Genomic DNA, 22,432 nt, shown 5'->3' on the forward strand with positions numbered 1-22,432 from the left:
GGGTGTCGGCAGAAGCGATTGGAGAGCTTTCCGAGCTTGGTCCCAATTTGGTCCCCACGTAGCGCACATTTGGCGCACAAACAAAAAGGTCAGAGCACATAAGGCTCTGACCTGGCGTTTTAATGGAGCGGGTGACGGGAATCGAACCCGCGTTAGAAGCTTGGAAGGCTTCAGTTCTACCATTGAACCACACCCGCATATGGTCGGGACGACAGGATTCGAACCTGCGACATCCTGCTCCCAAAGCAGGCGCGCTACCAAACTGCGCCACGTCCCGTCGACCGTTCAGCTTGGCTATTATAACAAAGCGAGGCATATGTTCAAGAAAATTTCGTTTAATTCGAAAGCGCTTGAATCGCCGCCGAAAATTCAGCCACCTCGTGAATAATTTCTGTCGGGTTCTCAACCACAAGTTTTTCCTCGGGGAACATGCCCCACGTAACCGCAAGGGTCTTGCAGCCGGCAGCATTGCCCGCCGCGATGTCAAACGGGGAATCGCCCACATAGACGCATTCCTCGGGCTGCGCGCCCATACGCTCGCAGCCCAGCAGAATCGGCGCCGGATCGGGCTTATGTTTCGCGCAATCGTCGGCGCCGATAAGGCACCCGAGATACGGAGCCGCCCCAACCACCTGAAGCCCACGCCATGCGAGCGCATGCATTTTCGAGGTCACCACGCCCATCTCGAAGCCCTCCGCACGAAGAGCCGCCAATTCGTCGACGATTCCCGGAAACGCCCTTATGAGTTGGTCGTGCGTTGCTTCATTATGGGAACGATATGCCTTCAGCAAGCGCTGCTGCTCTTCAACATTGCGCGCGAAGTCGAGCATTTGCGTCGCGAGAGGCTGGCCAACCTTCGCCATATATTCCGCCTCGGAAAACTGCTTTCCCAGCACTTCTTGCGTGGCGTGTTTGAAACTTTCGAGAATCATGTTGTAGGTATCGACAAGCGTGCCATCGTTGTCGAGCAAAATCGTGGTTAGCGCCACTGTATCTTCTTTCTAATCGCGTTGCTTTCTTCTAAATCGGTATCCAAACGAATCGACCCTCGCCGCCGTGGAAACCCCAATGTACTTCCCTTCGCCTCGCAACGACAGTTCTACCATTGCCGTGCCCGCGCGCCCCCCAAGGCCGCATGCACCGGCGCGATGCCGTATTATTGCACCACCATATACGAACCACCGCCGCCGCGCGTGTACGTGGCGAGCTTTCCGCGATAGGAGCATGACATGAGGGCTTTGGTACAGCGCGCCACGCGCGCAAGCGTGACGGTTGAGGGCGAAACGATTGGCGCCATCAACGACGGATTCCTGATTCTGCTCGGCGTCGGACACGAAGATACCGAAGCGCAGGCCGACAAGTTGTGGAGCAAGATTTCGAAAATGCGCATTTTCGAGGACGAGAACGGCAAGACCAACCTAAGTCTTGCGGACGTGCGCGGCGAAGTGCTCGTAGTGAGCCAATTCACGCTCTACGCGAACTGCAAGCGCGGCAACCGTCCGTCGTTTACCGAAGCAGGCGCACCCGATGAAGCAAATCGCCTTTACGAGTACTTCGCAAGCCTCGTCGCGCGCGATTTGGGCCACGTGGAAACAGGATCGTTCGGCGCAATGATGCAAGTCGAGCTCGTCAATGACGGCCCATTCACCATTTGGCTCGATACCGATACGCTGTAAAGCAAAAGCTTGCTCGCCGCCCCTCTCACCCGCGCTACAAGCGCATAAGGCGCACAGCATGCAGGTAGCGCCTGCGCAACAACGCAGAATGACAAGCGTCAAACAACGAATCGACCAGGACATGCGGCTTCTGCCAAACGGCGGCGCCCACATTCACGCGCGCTGCGCAGATGGCGCCCACAACCCAAAAAGAAAGGAGCCAATCGGCTCCTTTCTTGCATCGCAATTATTTTCGACGCGAACGCGGGGCGCTTTTTTCCGCCTAGTACACCATGCCCATGGCTTCTTGCACTTCACCAAGCGTTTTCTCGGCAACTTCGTTTGCACGACGATTGCCCTCATGCAGCACGTCTTTCACATAATCGAGATCGGCCTCGAACTGGTGACGGCGCTCGCGAATGGGCTCGAAGTAATTATTCACGGCCTCAGTCGTGTATTTCTTCAGCTGGCCCGAACCGCCCATGCCGATTTCCTCGGCGATTTCCGCAGCATCACGACCAGTGCAAATAGCCGCCGTAGAAAGCAGGCCCGACACGCCAGGACGATTCTCGGGGTCGAACGTGATCATGCGCTCGGAGTCGGTCTGGCTCTTCTTGATGCGCTTGGCGGTTTCTTCGGCCGTCATGGAAATGGAAATGGCATTGCCGTAGCTCTTTGACATCTTGCGACCGTCGAGGCCTGGAAGCAGCGGCACGTCAGAGAGCAGTGCGTCGACCTCGGGGAACACCTTGCCATAGCGGTTGTTGAAACGACGGGCAATGGTGCGCGTGAGCTCGATGTGGGGCAGCTGGTCGCGGCCAACCGGCACCACGTTGCCCTTGCAAAACAGAATGTCGCATGCCTGATGGACGGGATAGGTGAGCAGAAGGCCCGTGAGCTCGTGGCCCGACGCCTCCATCTCGGCCTTCACCGTGGGGTTGCGCTGCAGCTCGGCCTCGCTCACGAGCGAAAGAAAGGGCAGCATGAGCTGGTTGCACGCCGGCACTGCAGAGTGGCAGTAAATCATGGTCTTGTTCGGATCGAGGCCGCACGCCAAGTAATCCATGACCATGTTATACACGTTGTCCTGAATATGCTCGGTAGTGTCGCGGTCGGTAATAACCTGGTAGTCAGCAATGAGCACATTGGTGCGGCAGCCTTTTTCCTGCAGCTCGACACGGCCTTTCAGCGTGCCGAAATAGTGGCCCAAATGCAGGCGGCCCGTGGGGCGGTCGCCCGTGAGCATGGTGTATTTCTCGGGGTGGACCTCGAGGTCTGCGGCAATTTCGTCACTGCGCTTCGATGCCGCTTCGTAGCTTCCTTCGTTGGCCATAATGGGCCCTTTCTATTCACGATTAATAAAAACGATTTATCAGCGAGTCGCGCGCTGGAAGCATCGCGACCCTATCTCGAACTTTGCTATGGTACCACGACTTTCCCTGGCAAAAACGGCAAGGGCCGCTCCACCATGGTATAGTTGCATGCATGAGTTCTTACACCACCATTGACGGACGTGCCGTCGCAGAAATCGAAGAGAAGAAGAGTCGCTTCATCGCAAGCCTCGCACATGTCGAGACTGAAGAAGAAGCACTCGCGTTCCTTGACGAAATTCGCGTCGCCAACCGCATGGCGCGCCACAATGTGTACGCTTACGTGCTCCGCGAGGGTGGCGCAGGCGCAGCTGGCCGTGTGCGCTACTCAGACGACGGCGAGCCACAGAAAACCGCCGGCATGCCAACGCTTGAAGCGCTGCAACATGCGGGGCTCACCGATGTGATTTGCGTGGTCACTCGCTATTTCGGCGGCGTGCTCCTGGGCACGGGCGGGCTTGTGCGCGCCTACACGGGCGCCACGCAGGCGGGCATCGAAGCCGCAACGAAAGTCGTGGTGTCGAGCTGCGTCGATATTTCCGTACGCATCGAATACCCGCTCTACGATCAAATGCTCCGCATCGCCTCCGACTGCGGCGCAAAAGTGCTCGATACGCAATACGCCGAAGCGGTCACGCTCAAGCTGCGCATGCTCGACGGCACCCAGCAACCCCTGCTCGACAAAATCACCGAGCTGTGCCGAGGCCAAGAACGGGTCGAAGTCAGCGACCCCATCGACGCGATGTTTTAAAAAACCGGCCTTGAGCGAAACCCTCTCGAGCCAATCTCGCAGGACATGAAGCCGGCCCGTCCCATAATCCCATTTTGCAGAAATGCCCCATCAGCCAGCACGGCAGAAGCTTGCCCTTATCGCGTTTTCGCCTACTCCACGCCCAGCGCTTCAGCGAGCTCAAGCCACTCGTCTTCCATGGCTTCTTTTTTGGCCTTCAAGTCATTGAGTTCGGCCTGCAGTTCGCCTAGGCGCACAAAGTCGGTCGGGTCGGCGGCAGCCATCTCGGCCTCTTTCGCCTTCACCTTATCGCCCGCGGTACCCATTTTGCGGTTGATGCTCGCCAGGCGCTTCTTCATCTCGCGAAGCTCTTGGTTCGAATACTTCGGGGCCTCATCGGCACCCGCCGCAGACGCAGGCGCTTCTTTGTTAACCTGACCAGCGATTTCGGCAAACGAGCGACCGCCCGAGCGCACAGCGTCGCGCTCATCGAGGAGCTCGAGGTATTCGTCCACACCGCGCGGGCAATGGCGCAAGTGGCCGTCGATCAGCGCGAACTGGTCGTCGGTCACGCGCTCCATCAAATAGCGATCGTGCGTCACCATGACGAGCGTGCCCGCCCATGTATCGAGCAAATCCTCCAATACGGCAAGCATATCGGTGTCAAGGTCGTTGCCCGGCTCGTCGAGAATGAGCACATTAGGTTCTTCCAGAAGAATGAGCAGCAGCTGCAAACGGCGCTTTTGACCGCCCGACAAATCTTCGATACGCGTATACAAGTGCTTCGACGAAAAGCCGAGACGTTCGAGCAGCTTGGCGGGCGTGGTTTCCTTTCCGTCGACCACAATGCGGCTCTTGTGGCGCGAGAGCACCTCGGTCACGCGATATTTTCCCAGCTCGTTCAATTCATCAAGGCGCTGGGAGAGCACAGCGAACTTCACGGTTTTGCCGATTTTCACAAAGCCCGAGCTCGGACGCAACGAGCCGTCGAGCACCGAAAGCAGCGTGGTTTTGCCGGCGCCGTTTTCGCCCAGAATGCCGTAGCGGTCGCCCGGCCCCACGTGCCAGTCGATATGGTCGAGCACCGTTTTGTCGCCGAATTTCTCGGTGACGTTCGTGAATTCAACCACTTGCTTGCCCAAACGCTGCATGGCCATAGCGCGCAACTCGAGAGTATTGCGCACAGGAGGCTCGCCAGCGATAAGCTCCTCGGCGAGCGCCACGTGAAATTTCGGCTTGGTTGAACGGGCTCGGGCACCGCGCGAAAGCCACGCAAGCTCTTTGCGCATGAGGTTTTGGCGGCGCTCCTCAGTCACACGCTCGATGCGCTCGCGCTCGACACGCTGCAGCACATAGGCGGAATAGCCGCCCTCGAACGGCTCGACTTTGCCGTCGTGCACTTCCCACATGCCCGTGCATACCTCGTCGAGGAACCAGCGATCGTGCGTGACGCACAAAAGCGCGCCGGAATTACGCTGCCAGCGGCTATTGAGATGCCGCGCAAGCCACGCAATGGCGCGAATGTCCAAGTGGTTGGTGGACTCGTCCATCATGATGACGTCGTAATCGCCGATAAGCAGGCGCGTAAGATCGACTCTTCGTCGCTGGCCGCCCGAAAGCGTTCCAACCTTCGCGTTCCAATCGATATCAGCGATGAGCTCAGAGATAATCTCACGAATGCGAGGGTCGCTCGCCCACTCGTACTCGGGCGCGTCGCCCACCACCGAATAGCCCACGGTGGCGTCGTCGGAAAGCGAATCGGTTTGGCCGAGCACGCCGACGGTGAGCCCGCGCGTGCGGCGCACAAGCCCGCCCTCAAGCTCGATTTGCCCGGCGAGCACGCCAAGCAGCGTCGATTTTCCGTCGCCGTTCTTCCCGACAATGCCGATGCGATCGCCTTCGTGCACGCCGAGCGTTACATAGTCGAGCACAAGCTTTGCGGGAAATTCGAGATGGGCGCCTTCGCACCCCATAAGAAACGCCACCGATGGGTCCTTTCTTTTCGCGTAACCCGTCGATGATAGCACGCAAAGGCGCTAATACACCGGGCCGATGATCTCCACCTCAAGAAGATCGCCAACCTGCACAGGCGCCGCCCCGCCTCCCGACGGCATCATGAACAGGGCATTCGCGGCATTTGCCGCAGGCGTGCCCCAATGGCCACGCACTGGGCGCACTTCCAGCCGACCCTCGGCAGAAACCAACAAGCTCATGGGCTTGAGCCCGAAGAACACATCGGTCGGACCCGTGGCCTCTGGGGGACGGCCCTCCCCAGCAGGCTTCTTTTCTTTCTCAGATTGAATATCAGCAGCGCCGCCGCGGCGAGGGGCAGGCATTTCTTCTACAAGCGTCGCCTTCACGGCGATGGGAGCCGAGTTGAGCGAAAGCGCCGCGCGAATAAGCGGCCGCAAATAGAAGCCGAGCGTAACGGCTGCGCCCGTCGACGGGCCCGATATACCCACGATAGGCACGCCATCGACCATGGCGTAGGAGCTATGGTGTCCAGGGCCATGGTTGGTTTGGTGGCATATCATCGTGCCGATGCTCTCCATAACCTCGCACGCCCAGTCGCCCGACCCTTTCAACGAGCCCGCGTTGAGCACGACGATATCGGCCACGGCGCACGCTTCGCGAATCGCAGCCTCGATAGCCGAGGGGCTATCGGACACGACCTGCATCGGCACGAATTCGCCGCCCCATGCCTCGGTTTTCATTTTTACAACAAGGGAATTCGTCTCGATGTTTTTGCCCCGTGCGACAAATGCGCTGCCAGGAATTTGAAGCTCGTCGCCCGTAGGGATAAACGCCACGCGCGGTTTCGCAAGAACGGGCACGCTCACGACGTTGCCACCCGCAATGCGAGCTGCCACCTCGGGCGTGATTTGCTCGCCGGCATGGGCCAAAACATCGCCCGCATGCATGCGCGACCCCACGGGGCGGGTGCCCGCGAAACGCTTCGAGGGCGCCGCATCAATTTCAACATGCTGTTCATCTGGAGACACCTTTACATGCTCAATGACGATAGCCGTGTCAAACCTCTCGGGCATAGCAACGCCCGTATTCGCGAACTCCCAGTTCACGCCACGCGTCCAAGTAGACGTGTCCGGCATTTCCCCGCCCTCGAAGTCGTCGTATCGCACCGCGATGGAATCGAGCGCGCAGGTAAGGGCGTTCGGAGCGTCAAACTGCGCCGCAACATCACGCGCGAGCACGCGGCCCACCGCATCGGCAACTGCAACCCGCTCGACGCGCAAAGACGACCCCTCTGGGTTGCCCACAACACCCGCAAACCCACTTGCTTCAAGCATTCGACGCACGGCTTCTTCACGCGCAAGCTCAATATGGTTGGAATGATCCCTCATGTTCGCCTCTTCCAAAATCGAGAAGCCGCCAGCACGCAGGTGGCAGCAGCTTCGACGAAGGGCCTTCGCCGTTCAAGACGACGGGCCCCTTATTCCATATCGAATGTCCTCAATAGAGAATAAAACAAAATCGGCCCCGTAGGGCCGATTGTTTTTTGACTATTCCGAAGGCTCAAGCACCTGTTGATACATTTCATACAAACTTGGAAGCTCGCGTTTTTGGCTTACCGGCTTGAACGTTTGCTTATCAACGAGCGTAAGCACCGTTTCCCCGACCACGCAGGGCTTTTCATGCTCAACGTCTTGCCCTTTGCGATAAACCTCACAGGTATACGTGGTTTTAACGGGAGTCACTTTCGTCACTTTCGTGCGAACGAGAGCTGTGTCGCCGTAGCGAAGCGGCGATCCATACTTCAAATGTACGTCAACCACAGGAGACATGAGCCCTTCAGACTCAATGCGCGCATAGGGATACCCGATTTTCTCAAGAAAGTCGGTGCGAGCAACCTCGAAATACAGCAGGTAATTCGCGTGATACACCACGCCCATGGCATCGGTTTCGGCATAGCGCACCGGAATTTCAGTTTCAACAACCATCAAACAACCCTTCAATCGCATCAGCGTAAACGAATGAGCCAAAAAGTGACAAAAGTTGCGAATCCGGGGGCGTCAAACAGCACTCTGGCATCGATTTCGGCCCTATAGGCCCTTTGGAATGCCTAAAATTGGCTCCCACGGCTCTAATATGCCATATATACATTGCATTTATGGATCCCCAGTCGGCCAACGAGGTAGACGATGCCCCCGAATTCGCAACTTTTGTCACTTTTCGCGGGTTTCGTTTACGCAAAGCGGCCGAAGGCACTCCAGCCCCCGGCCGTCCCAAACATTACAACGTGCCCAAGTCGTAAGGCGTAGTCTGATACACATAGTAGTTCAGCCAATTCGTGTAAATAAGCTGGCCCTCAGCACGCCAACTCACAATGGGATCTTGCGAGGGGTCGTCATTGGGGTAGTAGTTCTTCGGAACCTTGATATCGATACCCTTGGCAACGTCGCGATCGTACTCGAGCTTGAGGGTATCGCGATCGTATTCAGGGTGGCCGAACACAAAGAAGTGCTTGGAATCAATACTCTTGGCAATCGAGACACCGCATTCGTCGGAATAAGAGATAACCTCGAGCTTCTGATTGGCGACGATATCCTCATAGCGCGTTTCGGAGTTGCGCGAGTGCGGCATCATGGAAACATCGTTAAAACCGCGCACCAGAGGAGACGAAGGCTTGATCAGGCGATTTTCGAAAACGCCAAAGCACTTCTCGGACAAGTTGTGCTTGGGCACGCCGTAATGATGGTACAGCGCAGCCTGCGCGCCCCAACACACATGGAGCACGCTGTGAACATTGGTAAGGCTCCAGTCCATGATCTCAACGAGCTCGGGCCAGTAGTCAACGCTCTCGAAGTCGAGGGTCTCAACGGGGGCTCCCGTAATGATCATTCCGTCGTAGCGAAGATCGCGCACCTGGTCAAACGTGCGATAAAACGTCTCAAGGTGATCGGCTGAGACATTTTTTGACTTATGGCTCGCAATGCGAAGCAGGTCGACCTCAATTTGCAGCGGAGTGTTCGACAGTTTACGCATGATCTGCGTTTCAGTGACGATTTTGGTGGGCATGAGGTTGAGCAGCAGCACGCGCAGCGGACGAATATCCTGATGCATCGCGCGATGCTCCGTCATGACGAAGATATTCTCCCCCTCCAAAATAGAAGTCGCCGGCAGGGCATCGGGAATTCGAATGGGCATGGCATGCTCCTAACATATATAGGGAAGCGGACGAGCCGCTCGTTAAACCGCCTGTCATTGTAGCGCTATGTTAACCAGGGAAATAAGGCAGAGCGGCATCACGAGCAAGAAAATAGCAACGGCAGCGACCATGCAGGCAAGAAATAAAGGGGGAAGGCGGTCGCTGCCACAAAAGCCCCATACGAACCCGCAATGCTGCAGATCCGACAACGCCCGCACAGGTTTCCAAGCGATTCATGCGTTCTTTCGTTACCCGATAGAAACACTTAATACCTAAGGGCATTGGGGTTTATACTTTTTCGCACCATACAATGCGCCGTCGAAGGGCGGCACACCTGAAGGAGGCAACGCTATGACCGAACTCGGTACTACATGCGTGCAAGGCGGTTACCATCCCGGCGACGCCGAACCGCGCCAGATCCCCATTTACCAGTCGACCACCTGGAAATATGACACCTCGGAGCACATGGGCAAACTCTTCGACCTAGAAGAGTCGGGCTATTTTTACAGCCGCCTGCAAAACCCCACATGCGACCTCGTTGCCGCAAAAATCGCCGAAATGGAAGGTGGCGCGGCAGCCATGCTCACAAGCTCTGGCATGGCGGCAAACTTCTTGGCCATCTTCAATGTCGCCGGCATGGGCGACCACGTGGTGGCGAGCTCGGCCATTTACGGCGGCACGTATAACCTGCTCGCCCACACCATGGGCCGCATGGGCCTGAGCTGCACGTTCGTTGCCCCTGACTGCACCGACGAGGAGCTCGAGGCGGCCTTCCAGCCCAACACCAAGCTCGTGTTCGGCGAAACGATCGCCAACCCCGCGCTCGCCGTACTCGACATCGAGCGATTCGCAAACGCCGCGCATGCGCATGGCGTGCCGCTCATGGTCGACAATACCTTCCCCACGCCTGCGAATTGCCGTCCCATCGAATGGGGCGCCGACATCGTGACGCACTCCACCACCAAATACATGGACGGCCACGCAGCCTATCTTGGCGGCGCAATTGTTGACGCCGGCAAATTCGACTGGATGGCGCATGCCGATAAATTCCCCGGCCTTACCACACCCGACGAAAGCTATCACGGCGTAACGTATGCGGAAAAGTTCGGCCTCGAGGGCGCATTCATCACGAAAGCCACCGCTCAACTGATGCGCGACCTGGGCCCCATGCAGAACCCGCAAGCGGCGTTCTTCCTGAACAGCTCGCTGGAAAGCCTGCATGTACGCATGCCTCAGCATTGCAAGAACGGCCTGGCCATGGCGGAATTCTTGAAGAGCCATCCGAAAATCCGCTTCGTAAGCTACCCGGGCCTCGAAGGCGACAAGTATTACGACCTGGCGAAGAAATACATGCCGAATGGCACCTGCGGCGTGGTAAGCTTCGGCTTCACTGGCGGACGCGCGGCGGCCGAACAGTTCATGAAGAGCCTGAAGCTCGCGCAAATCGCCACCCACGTGGCCGACGCCCGCACGTGCTGCCTGCATCCCGCCAATGCCACGCATCGCCAAATGAACGATGCCGAGCTCGAGGCGTGCGGCATCAGCCCCGATATGGTGCGTTTGAGCTGCGGCCTTGAAGCGACCGACGATTTGATTGCCGACGTCGCCCAAGCCCTCGATACCATCTAACGAAGAAAGCGCCGCCGGAATTATCCGACGGCGCTTTTGCTTTTCGCGTCCCGCCGCGTAGCCGGCCGTGACCCCAGGCGCGCCCGCCTCGGGCGGAAGGCGACCGCCAACGATTCCCTACTACACGATTCCGAACGCCAAGCACCCAGCATGGATGCAGAACGCAGCCACCCACGCGACGGCGCATTGCGCGACAACGAGCTTCGCCGCCGTGCGACCATTCGTCTCCTTTTTCACCGTGGCGATAGCCGCAACGCACGGCGTGTACAGCAGCGTGAACACAAGGAACGCATATGCCGTCGCAGGCGTGAAAATCGTGGGCAACAAGCTCACATCGCCACCGAGGAGCACCGTGAGCGTGGACACGACGCTCTCTTTCGCCATGAAGCCCGTGAGCAAAGCCGTCGATGCGCGCCAATCGCCAAAGCCCAACGGCGCGAACAGAGGCGCAAGCACGCCGCCGATAGCCGCAAGCAAGCTGGAATCGGGAGATTCCGCCACAGATAAGCTTGCGTCGAACGTTTGCAGGAACCACACGACGAGCGTCGCGATGAACACGACCGTGAACGCCTTCTGAATGAATCCCTTCGCCTTATCCCACACAAGGCGCGCCACGCTCTTCGCGCTCGGAAGGCGATAATTCGGCAGCTCCATCACGAATGGCACGGGCTCGCCGTGGAATTTCAACCGCTTCAACGCGAGCGCATACAGCACGCCCACCACCATGCCAAGCAGGTACAACGACAGCACTACCCACCCGCGCGCGGCGGGCTCGAACAGCGCGGCCGCGATGAAGCCGTAAATCGGCAGCTTTGCCGAGCAGCTCATGAACGGCACGAGCAAAATCGTCATTTTGCGGTCGCGCTCGCTCGAGAGGGTGCGCGCCGACATAATGGCCGGAACCGAGCAGCCAAAGCCCATAAGCATCGGCACGAAGCTGCGTCCCGAAAGGCCCAGGCGGCGCAGCGGCTTGTCCATCACGAACGCCACGCGGGCCATGTAGCCCGAGTCTTCCAAAATCGACAGGAAGAAAAACAGCGTGACAATCGTCGGCAGAAAGCCGATAACAGCGCCCACGCCACCGCACACACCATCGGTCACGAGCGAGCACAACATGGGCGCCACCTCGGCCGCCGCAAGTGCATCGCCAATCGCGGCAATCGCCACGTCGATGCCCTGCTGGAGCCAATCGGACAAAAATGCTCCAAGCCAGCTGAATGTCATAAGGAATACGAATGCCATAATCAAAATGAAGCACGGAATGGCCGTGAATCGCCCCGTAAGAATGCGGTCCGCGGCAACCGAGCGCTTATGCTCGCGGCTTTCATGCGGGCGCACTACCGTAGTGGCGCACAGGCGCTCGATGAACGAGAACCGCATATTGGCCATCGCGGCCTCGCGATCGAGTCCGCCTTCACGTTCGAGCGCGTCTACGAGCTGATTCAACGCGGCATTTTCCGCAGCAGGCAGCGCGAGCGAGCACTCGATAAGCGGGTCGCCCTCGACCATTTTCGTCGCGGCGAATCGAAGCGGCAGCCCCGCCTTGCGCGCCGCTGGCTCAAGCACGTGCATGAGCGCGTGAATGCAACGGTGCACCTCGCCAAGAGGATCGCCCTCAGCCGTGTCGGCCGGGCAGAAATCGACGCGTTTGGGTACCTCTCGATTCAGCGCGACATGCATCGCATGATCGACGAGCTCGTCGATGCCTTCATTCTTTACCGCGGAAATGGGCACCACGGGAATGCCGAGCGCGGCCTCAAGTTCGTTGATGCGCACCGAACCGCCATTGGCGCGAAGCTCGTCCATCATGTTCAGCGCAAGCACCATGGGAATATTGAGCTCCATGAGCTGCAGCGTAAGATAGAGGTTTCGCTCGATATTGGTCGCGTCAACGATGTTGATAATGGCCGTGGGCGCATCGTCGATAAGAAAATCGCGCGTAACGACTTCCTCATTCGAATACGGCGACAGCGAATAGACGCCCGGAAGGTCGACCACGGTCGCCTCGGGATGGCGCCGCAGCTGGCCTTCCTTTTTGTCGACCGTCACACCCGGGAAATTGCCCACGTGCTGGTTCGCGCCCGTGAGCTGGTTGAAGAGCGTAGTTTTGCCGCAGTTCTGGTTGCCCGCCAAGGCGAACGTTATAGGTTGTCCCTTCGCGATGGGCTCACCCACATTGCGAACGCCCTCGTCGCCCGCAGCGCCCGCCTCGCCAATGCCCGGATGCCCGGCGGCAACCACCGGCACAATGGACGCGGCACCATACGAAGGCGCGGGGAGCTCGTCGACGGGCGTTATCGCCACCTGTTGGGCATCGGAAACGCGCAGGGTAAGCTCGTAGCCGCGCAGCTCAACTTGCAACGGGTCGCCCATGGGCGCCACTTTGCGCAACCGCACGCCGACACCAGGCGTTAGCCCCATATCGAGCAAATGGCGCCGCAGTTCGCCCGACCCATTGACCCCATCGATTATCGCGCACGCGCCCACCTCGAGCGCATCGAGCGTCATGCTCGCCTTTCCGTTCTCGCCCACGTTCAACATCTCCCGTTTTTCATTAACGTAGGGTATCTTCACGCACGACAATCGAGTAACGCAAGGGTGACTTGCGGTTTGTGAAGAGGGTCGGAAAATCCCCAAATAATGGAACTGAATCCGATGATTTTGCGAAAGAAAAACGATTCCAACTTGAGCTGCGCCCGAAACGAGCTCTTCCCTCAATCACGCAAATCCCCTATCCCGCATGATTTCAGAATGAGGAAAGACCTACACCACGGCGTCTCCACATTTACGCCGCTCGCCGGCGATGAGCGACCGCACGCGCATATAATTGCCCGAAACGCTTCGCACCACACAGGACAGAAAGGGTCGCGCATGTCCAAGCCAATCAATGATCGCAAAGTTGCCATTATCGGATGCGGGTTCGTAGGATCGTCAAGCGCATTCGCGCTCATGCAGGGCGGCCTGTTCAGCGAAATCGTGCTCGTCGACGTCGATCGAAACCGCGCCGAAGGCGAGGCGCTCGACATTAGCCACGGCATGCCGTTCGCCCACCCCTGCAAAATCTACGCGGGCGATTACAACGACATCGACGACGCCGCGATTATCGTGATTACCGCCGGCGCGAATCAGAAGCCCGGCGAGACGCGTCTTGACCTGGTCCAAAAGAACGTCGCCATTTTCAAAACGATCATTCCCCAAATCAGCGAGCGCAATTACCAGGGTATCATTTTGGTGGTCAGCAACCCGGTCGATATTCTGACGTACGTCACGCTGAAGCTTTCAGGCATGCCAGCGACCCGCGTTCTCGGCAGCGGCACCGTGCTCGACTCGGCGCGCTTCAAATACATCCTCGGCGAGCACCTGAGCGTCGACCCGCGCAACGTGCATGCGCGCATCGTGGGCGAGCACGGCGATTCCGAGGTCGCCGTATGGTCGACCGCGAACATCTCGGGCATTCCAATCCACGATTTCTGCGAGCTTCGCGGCCATTACGACCATGAAGCGGCCATGAAACGCATCGCAGAAGATGTGAAGAACTCCGCATACGAAATCATCGAGAAAAAGCATGCGACGTATTACGGCATCGCGATGACGGTGAAGCGCATTTGCGAAGCCATTGCGCGCGATGAGAAGACCATCATTCCCGTATCGAATTACCAGAATGGCGAATATGGGCTGGACGACGTGGTGCTTTCCATGCCCGCCATCGTGGGCCGCGGCGGCGTCGAGTACAAAGTGCCCGCACCGTTCAACGCGCAAGAGCTCGCCCAGCTGCATGAATCGGCGAAAACGATGAAAGAAGTCATCGAAACGCTGGACTTGTAGGCCTTCATTGATGCATGGGGCAGGCTCGTTGCGCTCCATGCATCCGCCTATCTCACTGCCCGCCGGCTCTCCTACTCTCCTGCTCGCCTGTCTCACCTGTGAAAACCTCGCGTTTTCGTTGCAGACGTTGCCTGTTTGTCAAATCGTCGCAAAGTCTCCTCCAAGCATCTCGCGTATGCTTGGAGGCATGATGATTGAAATGATACAGAACGCAGATTTGTCCATTCTGCACGCCATTCAAGGGGCGGCAAGCCCCGCCTTGGACGCATTCATGGTCGGCTTTACCACGCTCGGCGAATTTGGCGCGCTATGGGCGATCGTCGGCGCAATCATGATCGCCCTCAACAAGCACCGAACGTTCGGCATCGCCATTTTCGTGGCAATCGCGCTCGCGTTCGTCATTGGCGACATAGGGCTGAAAAATGTCATCGAGCGCCCGAGACCTTTCCTGGTCGACCCCGTGCTCACGACATCGCTCATATCGCTACCTGACAGCTTCTCGTGCCCATCGGGCCATTCGTCGACCTCGTTCGCGGCCGCAACCGTGATATGCCTGGCGCCACTCGCACATCGTTGGCTGAAGCCCATCGCCATAGCGACAGCTGCGGCAATCGCGTTCTCGCGCCTGTATCTGGCCGTGCACAACCCCACCGACGTAGTGCTGGGCGCACTGCTCGGAATCGCATGCGGATGCATCGCTGTTTGCATCGTGAATACAATCGAATCACGTAGGAAAGGCCGCCAGGCCTAAACGAACCATAAAGAAAGAAGGGCGCCGCTCGCAGCAAACGAACGGCGCCCTTCGTATAAGAGGTCTCAATGCATTAGAAGCCCCACATCTTCACTTCGGGCTCAAGTTCAACCCCGAATTTTTCTTTCACGCGCGCTTGCACATCGGCAATGAGCTGGCGCACGTCAGCAGCGGTGGCACCCCCGGCATTAACCACAAACCCTGTATGCTTTTCTGACACCTGCGCGCCGCCGACCTTATAGCCACGCAAGCCGGCATCTTGAATGAGCTTGCCTGCGAAATAGCCCTCGGGGCGCTTGAAGGTCGAGCCGGCGCTCGGCATTTCAAGCGGCTGCTTTTCTACGCGACGCGTGTGGAAATCATCCATGCGCGCCTGAATTTCGGCTTGCGCATCGGACGTAAGCTCGAGCGTGGCCTCAACCACCACATAGCCCGCATCGGCCATCATAGAATGGCGATAGCCCCATTGTGCCTGTTCACGTGTTACTTCAACGATTTCGCCTTCGGGCGAAACGCACTTCAGCGACACAGCCGCCGCAGAGAAATCACCTACATAGGCGCCCGCATTCATAATAGCGGCACCACCAATGGTTCCGGGAATGCCCTCGGCGAATTCGTAGCCCGCAAGGCCCGCCGCGCACGCAGCTTCGGCAACCGATAAATTAGTGGCGCCCGCCTGCGCGATCACGCGATTGTCTTCAACGCGAACCGCATTCAAATTTTCCGCCAAACGCATTACGACGCATGCGAGGCCCCCATCGGCAATAAGCAAATCGCTTCCCAAGCCAATGACGCGCATCGGGGCTTCGGCAGCACCGCATGCGCGAACCACCTCGGCAACCTGTTCGGGCGAGCGAGGCGACACCATAACCGCCGCAGGGCCGCCAATGCGAAACGTTACATGCGCGGCCATAGGCTCACCGACGCTCACATTTTCGGTACCAACGATTTCACAAAGCGTATCGAGAAGCGCCTGGCTCGGCATCCATTTCTGTTCGGGCATACGAACCTCCTTGTCGAGGGTGCGTCCACTTCTTCTAAGGGCGCGTCTTCAAGCGCGCAACCAACTGTTCAACATTCGCAAATCATTGTAGCGGCATTGGCGCAGGCGCGCCGAAGTTCGCTGAAAACGCACCGCCAGATGCTGCACCTGTTAAACGCTACGAGCACTTAACAGGTTCCACGAGCACTTAACACCTCTCGCAAACTTTTTCGGATTTCTTATTGACACCGCAAAAAGCGCAGCGGTATAGTCCCTGCCAACGAAATACCAATCTTCAGGGCGGGGTGAAATTCCCCACCGGTGGTTACAGCCCACGAACCGCAAGGTTGATTCGGTGAAACTCCGAAGCCGACAGTACAGTCTGGATGAAAGAAGATTGCACCACGCGGCAGCATGCCGCGCACCAGTGCATTTGCAAGCCCTGAAACGTTCGCGTTTCAGGGCTTTTTGCATTGGCGGGATTTCGGGAGTTTGGACTCGCGAGAGCCGAGCGACGCCGGGCATCCATCGCCCACCCGCTCCAAACCCACGCGAGTTGATCGGCCGCCGACTTCGACATCATGCGCATCAGCGCTCGCATGACGGAAATCGCAAGCCGCAACCTCCTTCCTTCTGCAAACGCCCTGATACGAGGCATAAGCAGGAGGCAACCGTGGCACACAGCGAAGCCGATATCGAATACATGCGCCGAGCTATTGAGCTCGCGCGCCGCGGCACGGGATTCACGAATCCCAATCCGCTCGTAGGAGCCGTGCTCGTGCGCGATGGCGAAATTATCGCGGAAGGCTGGCACGCACGCTGCGGCGATCTTCATGCGGAGCGCGCCGCTCTTGCCAACTGCCGAGCTCGAAACATCTCGCCCAAAGGCGCAACCCTCTACGTAACCCTCGAACCATGCTGCCACACTGGCAAGCAGCCCCCGTGCACCGAAGCCGTCATCGAATCGGGCATCGCGCGCGTCGTCGTAGGGTCGGCCGACCCCAATCCGCTTGTCGCAGGACGAGGCTGCGAACAACTTCGCGCAGCTGGCATCACAGTCGACGAGGACGTCGCGCAAGCGGAATGCGATGCCATTAACCCCATCTTCTTCCATTTCATCACGCACCGCGCGCCTTACGTCACACTGAAGTACGCCATGACGCTCGATGGCAAAATCGCCACGAAAACCGGCGCATCGCGCTGGATTACCGGCCCTGCTGCACGAGAACGCGTGCATGCCGAACGCCTGAGGCACGCCGCCATCATGGTCGGCATCGGCACCGTGCTCGCCGATGACCCGCAACTCACCTGTCGAATCGAAGGCGGACGAAACCCCCTACGCGTTATATGCGACTCGCGCCTTCGCACTCCCATAACTTCCGCAATCGCCCAATCTGCCCACAACGTGCCGACGATTATCGCGTGCGCTCCCAACGCATCAGGCGAGCGCGCCTCAAAGCTCGAGGAGACAGGCTGCGAAATCATGCGCGTTCCCGAGCACGACAGACGCATCGATTTGCGGCAGCTTATGGTCGCCCTTGGAAAACGCGGCATCGACAGCGTATTCATCGAAGGCGGCGCCACGCTCGCCGCATGCGCCCTCGAGGCCGGCATTGTAAACCACGTGCAGGCGTTCATTGCGCCGAAAATTTTCGCAGGCGTCGGCGCGCCTTCCCCGCTTGGCGGCACGGGAGTCGAATCGCCCGATCAAGCATGGATGCTTTCCGCAACCACCGTCGAGAGGCTTGGCGATGACGTGCTCATCGAAGGTGACATCGTAGCCGCCGAAAACGCCACGCCTGAGCATGCGACAACCGCACATGACGGCGAAATCGCAAACGCCGCGCCAAAGGAGGACGCATGTTCACAGGACTAGTCGAAACCGTGGGCCGCGTGCGTTCCATCAAACGCGGCGCGGCAAGCTCGGTGCTCTCCATTGAAGCGCCAGCGATTATGCAAGGCGTGCGCATCGGCGACAGCATCGCCACCAATGGCGTATGCCTCACCGCAACGCGCGTAGACGATGCGGGTTTTTGCGCCGATGTGATGCACGAAACGCTGCAGCGATCGTCGCTCGGAGCACTGAGCGCTGGCAGTACCGTGAACCTCGAGCGCGCCATGCCGGCCAATGGCCGCTTCGGCGGACACATCGTGTCGGGGCACATCGACGGCACGGGGCGCATCACCTCCACGCGGCGCGACGACGTTGCCGTGTGGTACGACATCGAGGCGCCCGAAGCCATCACCCGCTACGTCGTTGAAAAAGGCTCCATCGCCATTGACGGCGTCAGCCTCACCGTGGCGCGCGTTTCCGAAAACGGCTTCTCGATTTCGATGATTCCTCACACCGCCGACGTAACCGCGCTTGGACGCAAGCGGGCGGGAGACATCGTGAATTTGGAATGCGACATCATCGGCAAATATGTCGAAAGGCTTCTTTCCTCGGGCCGCGCAAGCCCCGTCACTAAACCGCACACGTCCGATTGCGCGAGCAAAGCGCAATCGATGCTCACCACCGAATTCCTTGCAAGCAACGGCTTCTTCTAAACCCGTCACACCGCTTCGGCATACCGAAAGGAACCTTCCATGATCGAATACTCCACCATCGAACACGCGCTCGATGAGCTGCGCGCCGGCCGCCTCATCATGTGTACCGACGACCCCGAGCGCGAAAACGAAGGCGACCTCATTTGCGCGGCGCAATTCGCCACCACCGAGAACATCAACTTCATGGCAACCCACGCCAAAGGCCTCATTTGCATGCCCATGAACGACGAGTACATCGCCAAGCTCGCCCTGCCGCAGATGGTCGCCCGCAATACCGACAACCACGAAACGGCCTTCACCGTATCAATCGACCACGTCGACACGACCACGGGCATTTCCGCCGCCGAGCGATCGATTACGGCCATGAAGTGCGTCGACCCCGACGCCCAGCCGCAAGATTTCCGCCGTCCGGGACACATGTTCCCCCTGCTCGCCAAAGCGGGCGGCGTGCTCGAGCGCAATGGACACACCGAAGCGACCGTCGATCTGTGCCGCCTCGCCGGCCTTGAGCAGTGCGGCCTGTGCTGCGAAATCATGCGCGACGACGGCACCATGATGCGCGCAAGCGAGCTCGCTGAAAAAGCCAAAGAATGGGGCTTGGCGTTCATCACGATCAAAGACCTGCAAGAATACCGCAAAACGCACGACCACCTGGTCGAGCCCGTCGCGGCGGCCAAAATGCCGACCGCATACGGCACGTTCGTCGCACACGGCTTCCGCAACACGCTCAACGGCGAACACCATGTGGCGCTTGTGAAAGGCGATATCGGCGACGGGGAAAACGTGCTCGTGCGCGTGCATTCGGAATGCCTCACGGGCGATGCATTCGGCTCACTGCGCTGCGACTGCGGCGAGCAGCTCGCCGCGAGCATGCGCCAGATCGAGCAAGAGGGACGTGGCATTGTTTTGTACATGCGCCAGGAAGGCCGCGGCATTGGCCTCCTGAACAAGCTGCGCGCCTACGAGCTGCAGGACCAGGGCATGGACACGCTCGACGCGAATCTCGCGCTTGGATTCCCCGCCGATGCGCGCGAGTACTACATCGGCGCCCAAATCTTGCGCGACCTCGGCGTGAAGAGCATGCGACTGCTCACCAATAACCCCGACAAGCTCTACCAGCTTTCAGGCTACGGCCTCACCATCGCCGAGCGCGTACCCATCGAAATCGCCCCCACGGAGTGCGACAAACGTTATTTGGAGACGAAACGCGACCGCATGGGCCACATGCTCACTGTGTAATTGCCGAAGAACCCACAAGCAAGCAACCGCAAAGAAAGGCACCGCATCATGAAACTCTACGAAGGAAAAGTCGTATCGGAAGACATCAAAATCGGCATCGTCGCCGCCCGCTTCAACGAATTCATCGTCTCGAAGCTCGTCTCGGGAGCGCAGGATGCGCTCGTGCGCCATGGCGTTGCCGATGAGGACATCGCCCTAGCATGGGTGCCAGGTGCTTTTGAGATTCCCTTGGCAGCAAAGCGCATGGCGGAAAGCGGCAAATACGACGCCGTCATCACCCTGGGCGCTGTGATTCGCGGAGCCACGAGCCACTACGACTTCGTATGCTCCGAGGTTTCCAAGGGCGTGGCGAACGTCGCCCTTGGCGCTGACATCCCCGTGATGTTCGGCGTGCTCACCACCGACACCATCGAGCAGGCGATTGAGCGTGCTGGCACGAAAGCGGGCAACAAGGGAGCCGAGTGCGCGCAGGGCGCCATCGAAATGGTGAACCTGCTTCGCGAAATGGCGTAAAACGGCCAGCCGAGCGTCCAGCACAATTCCCGAGAATCGGAAGCGCGTTTTCCGCCGTCTCCCCGCCCGCCCTGAGAGGCCTTTGGGGGGCGTCGGTGTTCAAATATGATCTTCATTTCAATATGAAACACCGCCAGCGAGGCGCATAGCGAGCATCGCGAGCGGTAGCCGAGCGTGCCCCCGAAAGGCCTCTCAGGGCGGGCGGGGAGACGCGAACGATTTGGCGTAGAAAGAGAACGGACGGCCTTTGCGAGCCGTCCGTTTCGTTTCTTTATTCGTACGAAGCGATAATCGCTTCCGCCACGCGAAGACCATCGACCGCGGCACTCATAATGCCGCCTGCATAGCCCGCGCCCTCGCCGCACGGGTAAAAGCCGCCCGCGATGGGCTCGCCTTCCGCCGTGCGAGAAGCCGCCGCAGCTCCAGCCAACTCGTCGGCGATCTTCAAGCCGCAGTCGGTCGTTTGCGAGAACAGCGCCTGGCACGTCGCCTTGTCGCGCACGATGCGAACGGGGCTCGAGCTGCGCGTTTCGACGCCCGTAAGCACGGCATTCGGGTCGCTGAAGCCGCGAATACGCCCATTGAACAAGGGAATCGCCGCATGCAGCGAGCGCGCCACGAAGGGCGGCAGCACCTGATTCAAATCGACCCACTCAACACCTCGAGCATACGTAGGTTCAACCTCGAGCCTCGAGCGATGCTCGCTCTGGCTGCGGTTGAACTTCCCTGCCGAAGCCATGAAATCGCCCACGCGCTGAGCCGGCGCCTTGTAGCTTTCGCCGGCCGCTCGATATGCTGCCGTTTCCATGCGACGCTGAAGCTTCACACCTGCCAACACGTCATCGCCACGCAAGTCGCGGTCTTCGACGTTCACAAGCAATGCCGCATTCGCGTTGCGCCCGTTGCGAGCATGGCGGCTCGCACCGTTCACTACAACGCCACCCAGCTCAGACGCCGAGCACATTACCTCGCCGCCCGGGCACATGCAGAACGTGTACACGCTGCGGTCGTTGCGCAAATGCACCGCCATTTTGTAGTCGGCCGCGCCAAGCGCCGGATGGCCCGCCGCATTGCCATATTGCGCCTTATCGATGAGCTTCTGGGGATGCTCGATTCGCACGCCCACCGCAAACGGCTTGCGTTCCATGAGCAAGCCCGCATTGCGTACGCGGTCGAACACGTCGCGCGCCGAATGGCCGCACGCGAGAACTACATCGCTTGCCGGCAGAACGAATTTCTCACGCGTTCCGTCTTCTTGGCGCTGGGAGCCCCGCACCGCCACAATGCGGCCGTCTTCGAATTCCATGCCTTCAAAACGTGCGCCGAAACGCACCTCGCCACCCCACGCGATAATTTGCTCGCGCATGGTTTTCACGACATTCACGAGCTTGTCGGTACCAATGTGCGGCTTGCCTTCCCAAAGAATCTCTTCAGGGGCGCCCGCCTGCGCGAAAATATGCAGCACGTCGCGGCAACGAGGATTCTTGATGTTCGTGGTGAGCTTGCCGTCGGAAAACGTGCCCGCGCCACCCTCGCCGAACTGCACGTTCGATTCAGGGTTCAAAGCGCCGCCTTCTTTGAAGGAATTGACGGAAGCCATGCGCGCATCGACGTCTTCACCGCGCTCGAGCACGATGGGCGCCGCGCCCGACTTCGCAAGAGCCCATGCCGCGAACAAGCCCGCAGGGCCCATGCCCACCACGATGGGATGAGCGTCACCCCCAAGCCATTCGCCAACGCGATAGCCCTCATAGGGAACATGGCGCTTGACCTGGATTTTCGTTTTTGTTCGCTTGCCTGCCAAGGCTTCTTCGATTTCCTGGTCGGCCACTTCAAAAACAAACGACGCCGTGAAATGGACATCGTTTTTACGACGCGCATCAACCGAAAGTTTCGAGAACTTCCACGAAGTGATATCTGCATAGCGAATGCCCAACGCATGGGCAAGCTCCGCCTGAGCCATGCCGGCACAGCTTGGAAGCGCCGCGTCGAGCGGCAGGTACACATTGCTTGCTTCGAGCATC

The 22,432-nt window shown here is 59.0% G+C and carries 18 protein-coding genes, 2 tRNA genes and 1 riboswitch; of the genes, 9 read left to right on the forward strand and 11 right to left on the reverse strand.

All coding sequences use genetic code 11. The annotated features are described in order from the left end of the window. Positions 1-123: 123 nt before the first annotated feature. The 3 genes from DMP05_RS02025 to DMP05_RS02035 form a co-directional block, all read right to left on the reverse strand. A tRNA-Gly gene (locus tag DMP05_RS02025) sits at positions 124-197 on the reverse strand. A gap of 3 nt (positions 198-200) precedes the next feature. Beyond that, positions 201-277 (reverse strand) — tRNA-Pro (locus DMP05_RS02030). 58 nt (positions 278-335) lie between these two features. Next, the gene (locus DMP05_RS02035; RefSeq protein WP_123218937.1) at positions 336-989 is read right to left on the reverse strand and encodes an HAD family hydrolase; all 654 of its coding nucleotides are present in this window, start codon (positions 987-989) and stop codon (positions 336-338) included. A 240-nt stretch (positions 990-1,229) separates the two neighbouring features. On the opposite strand from DMP05_RS02035, the gene dtd reads away from it, so the two are divergent. Continuing rightward, on the forward strand, positions 1,230-1,676 hold the full coding sequence (gene dtd, locus DMP05_RS02040) for a D-aminoacyl-tRNA deacylase (protein WP_123218938.1): 447 nt from the start codon (positions 1,230-1,232) through the stop codon (positions 1,674-1,676). Positions 1,677-1,938: 262 nt separating this feature from the next. Here dtd and trpS read toward each other — a convergent pair whose 3' ends face one another. Next, positions 1,939-2,988, reverse strand: a complete 1,050-nt coding sequence (trpS, locus tag DMP05_RS02045; protein WP_123218939.1) for a tryptophan--tRNA ligase — start codon at positions 2,986-2,988, stop codon at positions 1,939-1,941. Positions 2,989-3,140: 152 nt separating this feature from the next. Between trpS and DMP05_RS02050 the strand changes: the two genes are divergently transcribed. Next, the gene (locus DMP05_RS02050) at positions 3,141-3,776 is read left to right on the forward strand and encodes an IMPACT family protein (RefSeq protein ID WP_123218940.1); all 636 of its coding nucleotides are present in this window, start codon (positions 3,141-3,143) and stop codon (positions 3,774-3,776) included. 131 nt (positions 3,777-3,907) lie between these two features. On the opposite strand, the gene DMP05_RS02055 is transcribed toward DMP05_RS02050, so the two are convergent. The 4 genes from DMP05_RS02055 to metA form a co-directional block, all read right to left on the reverse strand. Then, on the reverse strand, positions 3,908-5,740 hold the full coding sequence (locus DMP05_RS02055) for an ABC-F family ATP-binding cassette domain-containing protein (RefSeq protein ID WP_123218941.1): 1,833 nt from the start codon (positions 5,738-5,740) through the stop codon (positions 3,908-3,910). A gap of 51 nt (positions 5,741-5,791) precedes the next feature. Next, complete coding sequence (locus DMP05_RS02060; protein WP_123218942.1) at positions 5,792-7,117, reverse strand: molybdopterin-binding protein; 1,326 nt, start codon at positions 7,115-7,117, stop codon at positions 5,792-5,794. Between the two features lie 159 nt (positions 7,118-7,276). Then, the gene (locus DMP05_RS02065) at positions 7,277-7,714 is read right to left on the reverse strand and encodes an acyl-CoA thioesterase (protein ID WP_114615122.1); all 438 of its coding nucleotides are present in this window, start codon (positions 7,712-7,714) and stop codon (positions 7,277-7,279) included. 292 nt (positions 7,715-8,006) lie between these two features. Then, a complete protein-coding gene (gene metA, locus DMP05_RS02070) occupies positions 8,007-8,921 on the reverse strand; it encodes a homoserine O-acetyltransferase MetA (protein WP_123218943.1) in 915 nt (304 codons plus the stop codon). Between the two features lie 352 nt (positions 8,922-9,273). Here metA and DMP05_RS02075 point away from each other — a divergent pair, with 352 nt between their 5' ends. Further along, positions 9,274-10,551, forward strand: a complete 1,278-nt coding sequence (locus tag DMP05_RS02075) for an O-acetylhomoserine aminocarboxypropyltransferase/cysteine synthase family protein (RefSeq protein ID WP_123218944.1) — start codon at positions 9,274-9,276, stop codon at positions 10,549-10,551. A 120-nt stretch (positions 10,552-10,671) separates the two neighbouring features. Here the strand turns inward: DMP05_RS02075 and feoB are convergent, their stop codons facing one another. Then, the gene (gene feoB, locus DMP05_RS02080) at positions 10,672-13,083 is read right to left on the reverse strand and encodes a ferrous iron transport protein B (RefSeq protein WP_244595007.1); all 2,412 of its coding nucleotides are present in this window, start codon (positions 13,081-13,083) and stop codon (positions 10,672-10,674) included. Between the two features lie 339 nt (positions 13,084-13,422). Here feoB and DMP05_RS02085 point away from each other — a divergent pair, with 339 nt between their 5' ends. Together DMP05_RS02085 and DMP05_RS02090 are read left to right on the forward strand one after the other, a co-directional pair. Next, on the forward strand, positions 13,423-14,376 hold the full coding sequence (locus DMP05_RS02085; RefSeq protein WP_123218945.1) for an L-lactate dehydrogenase: 954 nt from the start codon (positions 13,423-13,425) through the stop codon (positions 14,374-14,376). A gap of 199 nt (positions 14,377-14,575) precedes the next feature. Then, positions 14,576-15,127, forward strand: a complete 552-nt coding sequence (locus DMP05_RS02090; protein WP_161957447.1) for a phosphatase PAP2 family protein — start codon at positions 14,576-14,578, stop codon at positions 15,125-15,127. Between the two features lie 73 nt (positions 15,128-15,200). Here the strand turns inward: DMP05_RS02090 and murB are convergent, their stop codons facing one another. Beyond that, positions 15,201-16,130 carry a UDP-N-acetylmuramate dehydrogenase gene (gene murB / locus DMP05_RS02095; protein WP_244595008.1) on the reverse strand — a complete coding sequence of 310 codons (930 nt, stop codon included), beginning with the start codon at positions 16,128-16,130 and terminating at the stop codon, positions 15,201-15,203. A gap of 266 nt (positions 16,131-16,396) precedes the next feature. Next, positions 16,397-16,511: riboswitch (FMN riboswitch) on the forward strand. 271 nt (positions 16,512-16,782) lie between these two features. Between murB and ribD the strand changes: the two genes are divergently transcribed. Genes ribD through ribH form a run of 4 tightly spaced genes read left to right on the forward strand, consistent with a single transcriptional unit; the run spans position 16,783 to position 20,408 of the window. Further along, on the forward strand, positions 16,783-17,985 hold the full coding sequence (gene ribD / locus DMP05_RS02100; RefSeq protein WP_244595009.1) for a bifunctional diaminohydroxyphosphoribosylaminopyrimidine deaminase/5-amino-6-(5-phosphoribosylamino)uracil reductase RibD: 1,203 nt from the start codon (positions 16,783-16,785) through the stop codon (positions 17,983-17,985). After that, positions 17,970-18,656 carry a riboflavin synthase gene (locus tag DMP05_RS02105; RefSeq protein WP_123218947.1) on the forward strand — a complete coding sequence of 229 codons (687 nt, stop codon included), beginning with the start codon at positions 17,970-17,972 and terminating at the stop codon, positions 18,654-18,656. The genes ribD and DMP05_RS02105 overlap by 16 nt, the downstream gene beginning before the upstream one ends. Positions 18,657-18,695: 39 nt before the next feature. Next, positions 18,696-19,895, forward strand: a complete 1,200-nt coding sequence (locus tag DMP05_RS02110) for a bifunctional 3,4-dihydroxy-2-butanone-4-phosphate synthase/GTP cyclohydrolase II (protein WP_123218948.1) — start codon at positions 18,696-18,698, stop codon at positions 19,893-19,895. Between the two features lie 48 nt (positions 19,896-19,943). Next, a complete protein-coding gene (gene ribH / locus DMP05_RS02115; protein WP_114615129.1) occupies positions 19,944-20,408 on the forward strand; it encodes a 6,7-dimethyl-8-ribityllumazine synthase in 465 nt (154 codons plus the stop codon). Between the two features lie 271 nt (positions 20,409-20,679). Here ribH and DMP05_RS02120 read toward each other — a convergent pair whose 3' ends face one another. Continuing rightward, the gene (locus DMP05_RS02120; RefSeq protein ID WP_123218949.1) at positions 20,680-22,431 is read right to left on the reverse strand and encodes an NAD(P)/FAD-dependent oxidoreductase; all 1,752 of its coding nucleotides are present in this window, start codon (positions 22,429-22,431) and stop codon (positions 20,680-20,682) included. Position 22,432 lies beyond the last annotated feature (1 nt).

Origin of the sequence: Slackia isoflavoniconvertens (assembly GCF_003725955.1) — a bacterium.
GTDB lineage: Bacteria > Actinomycetota > Coriobacteriia > Coriobacteriales > Eggerthellaceae > Slackia > Slackia isoflavoniconvertens.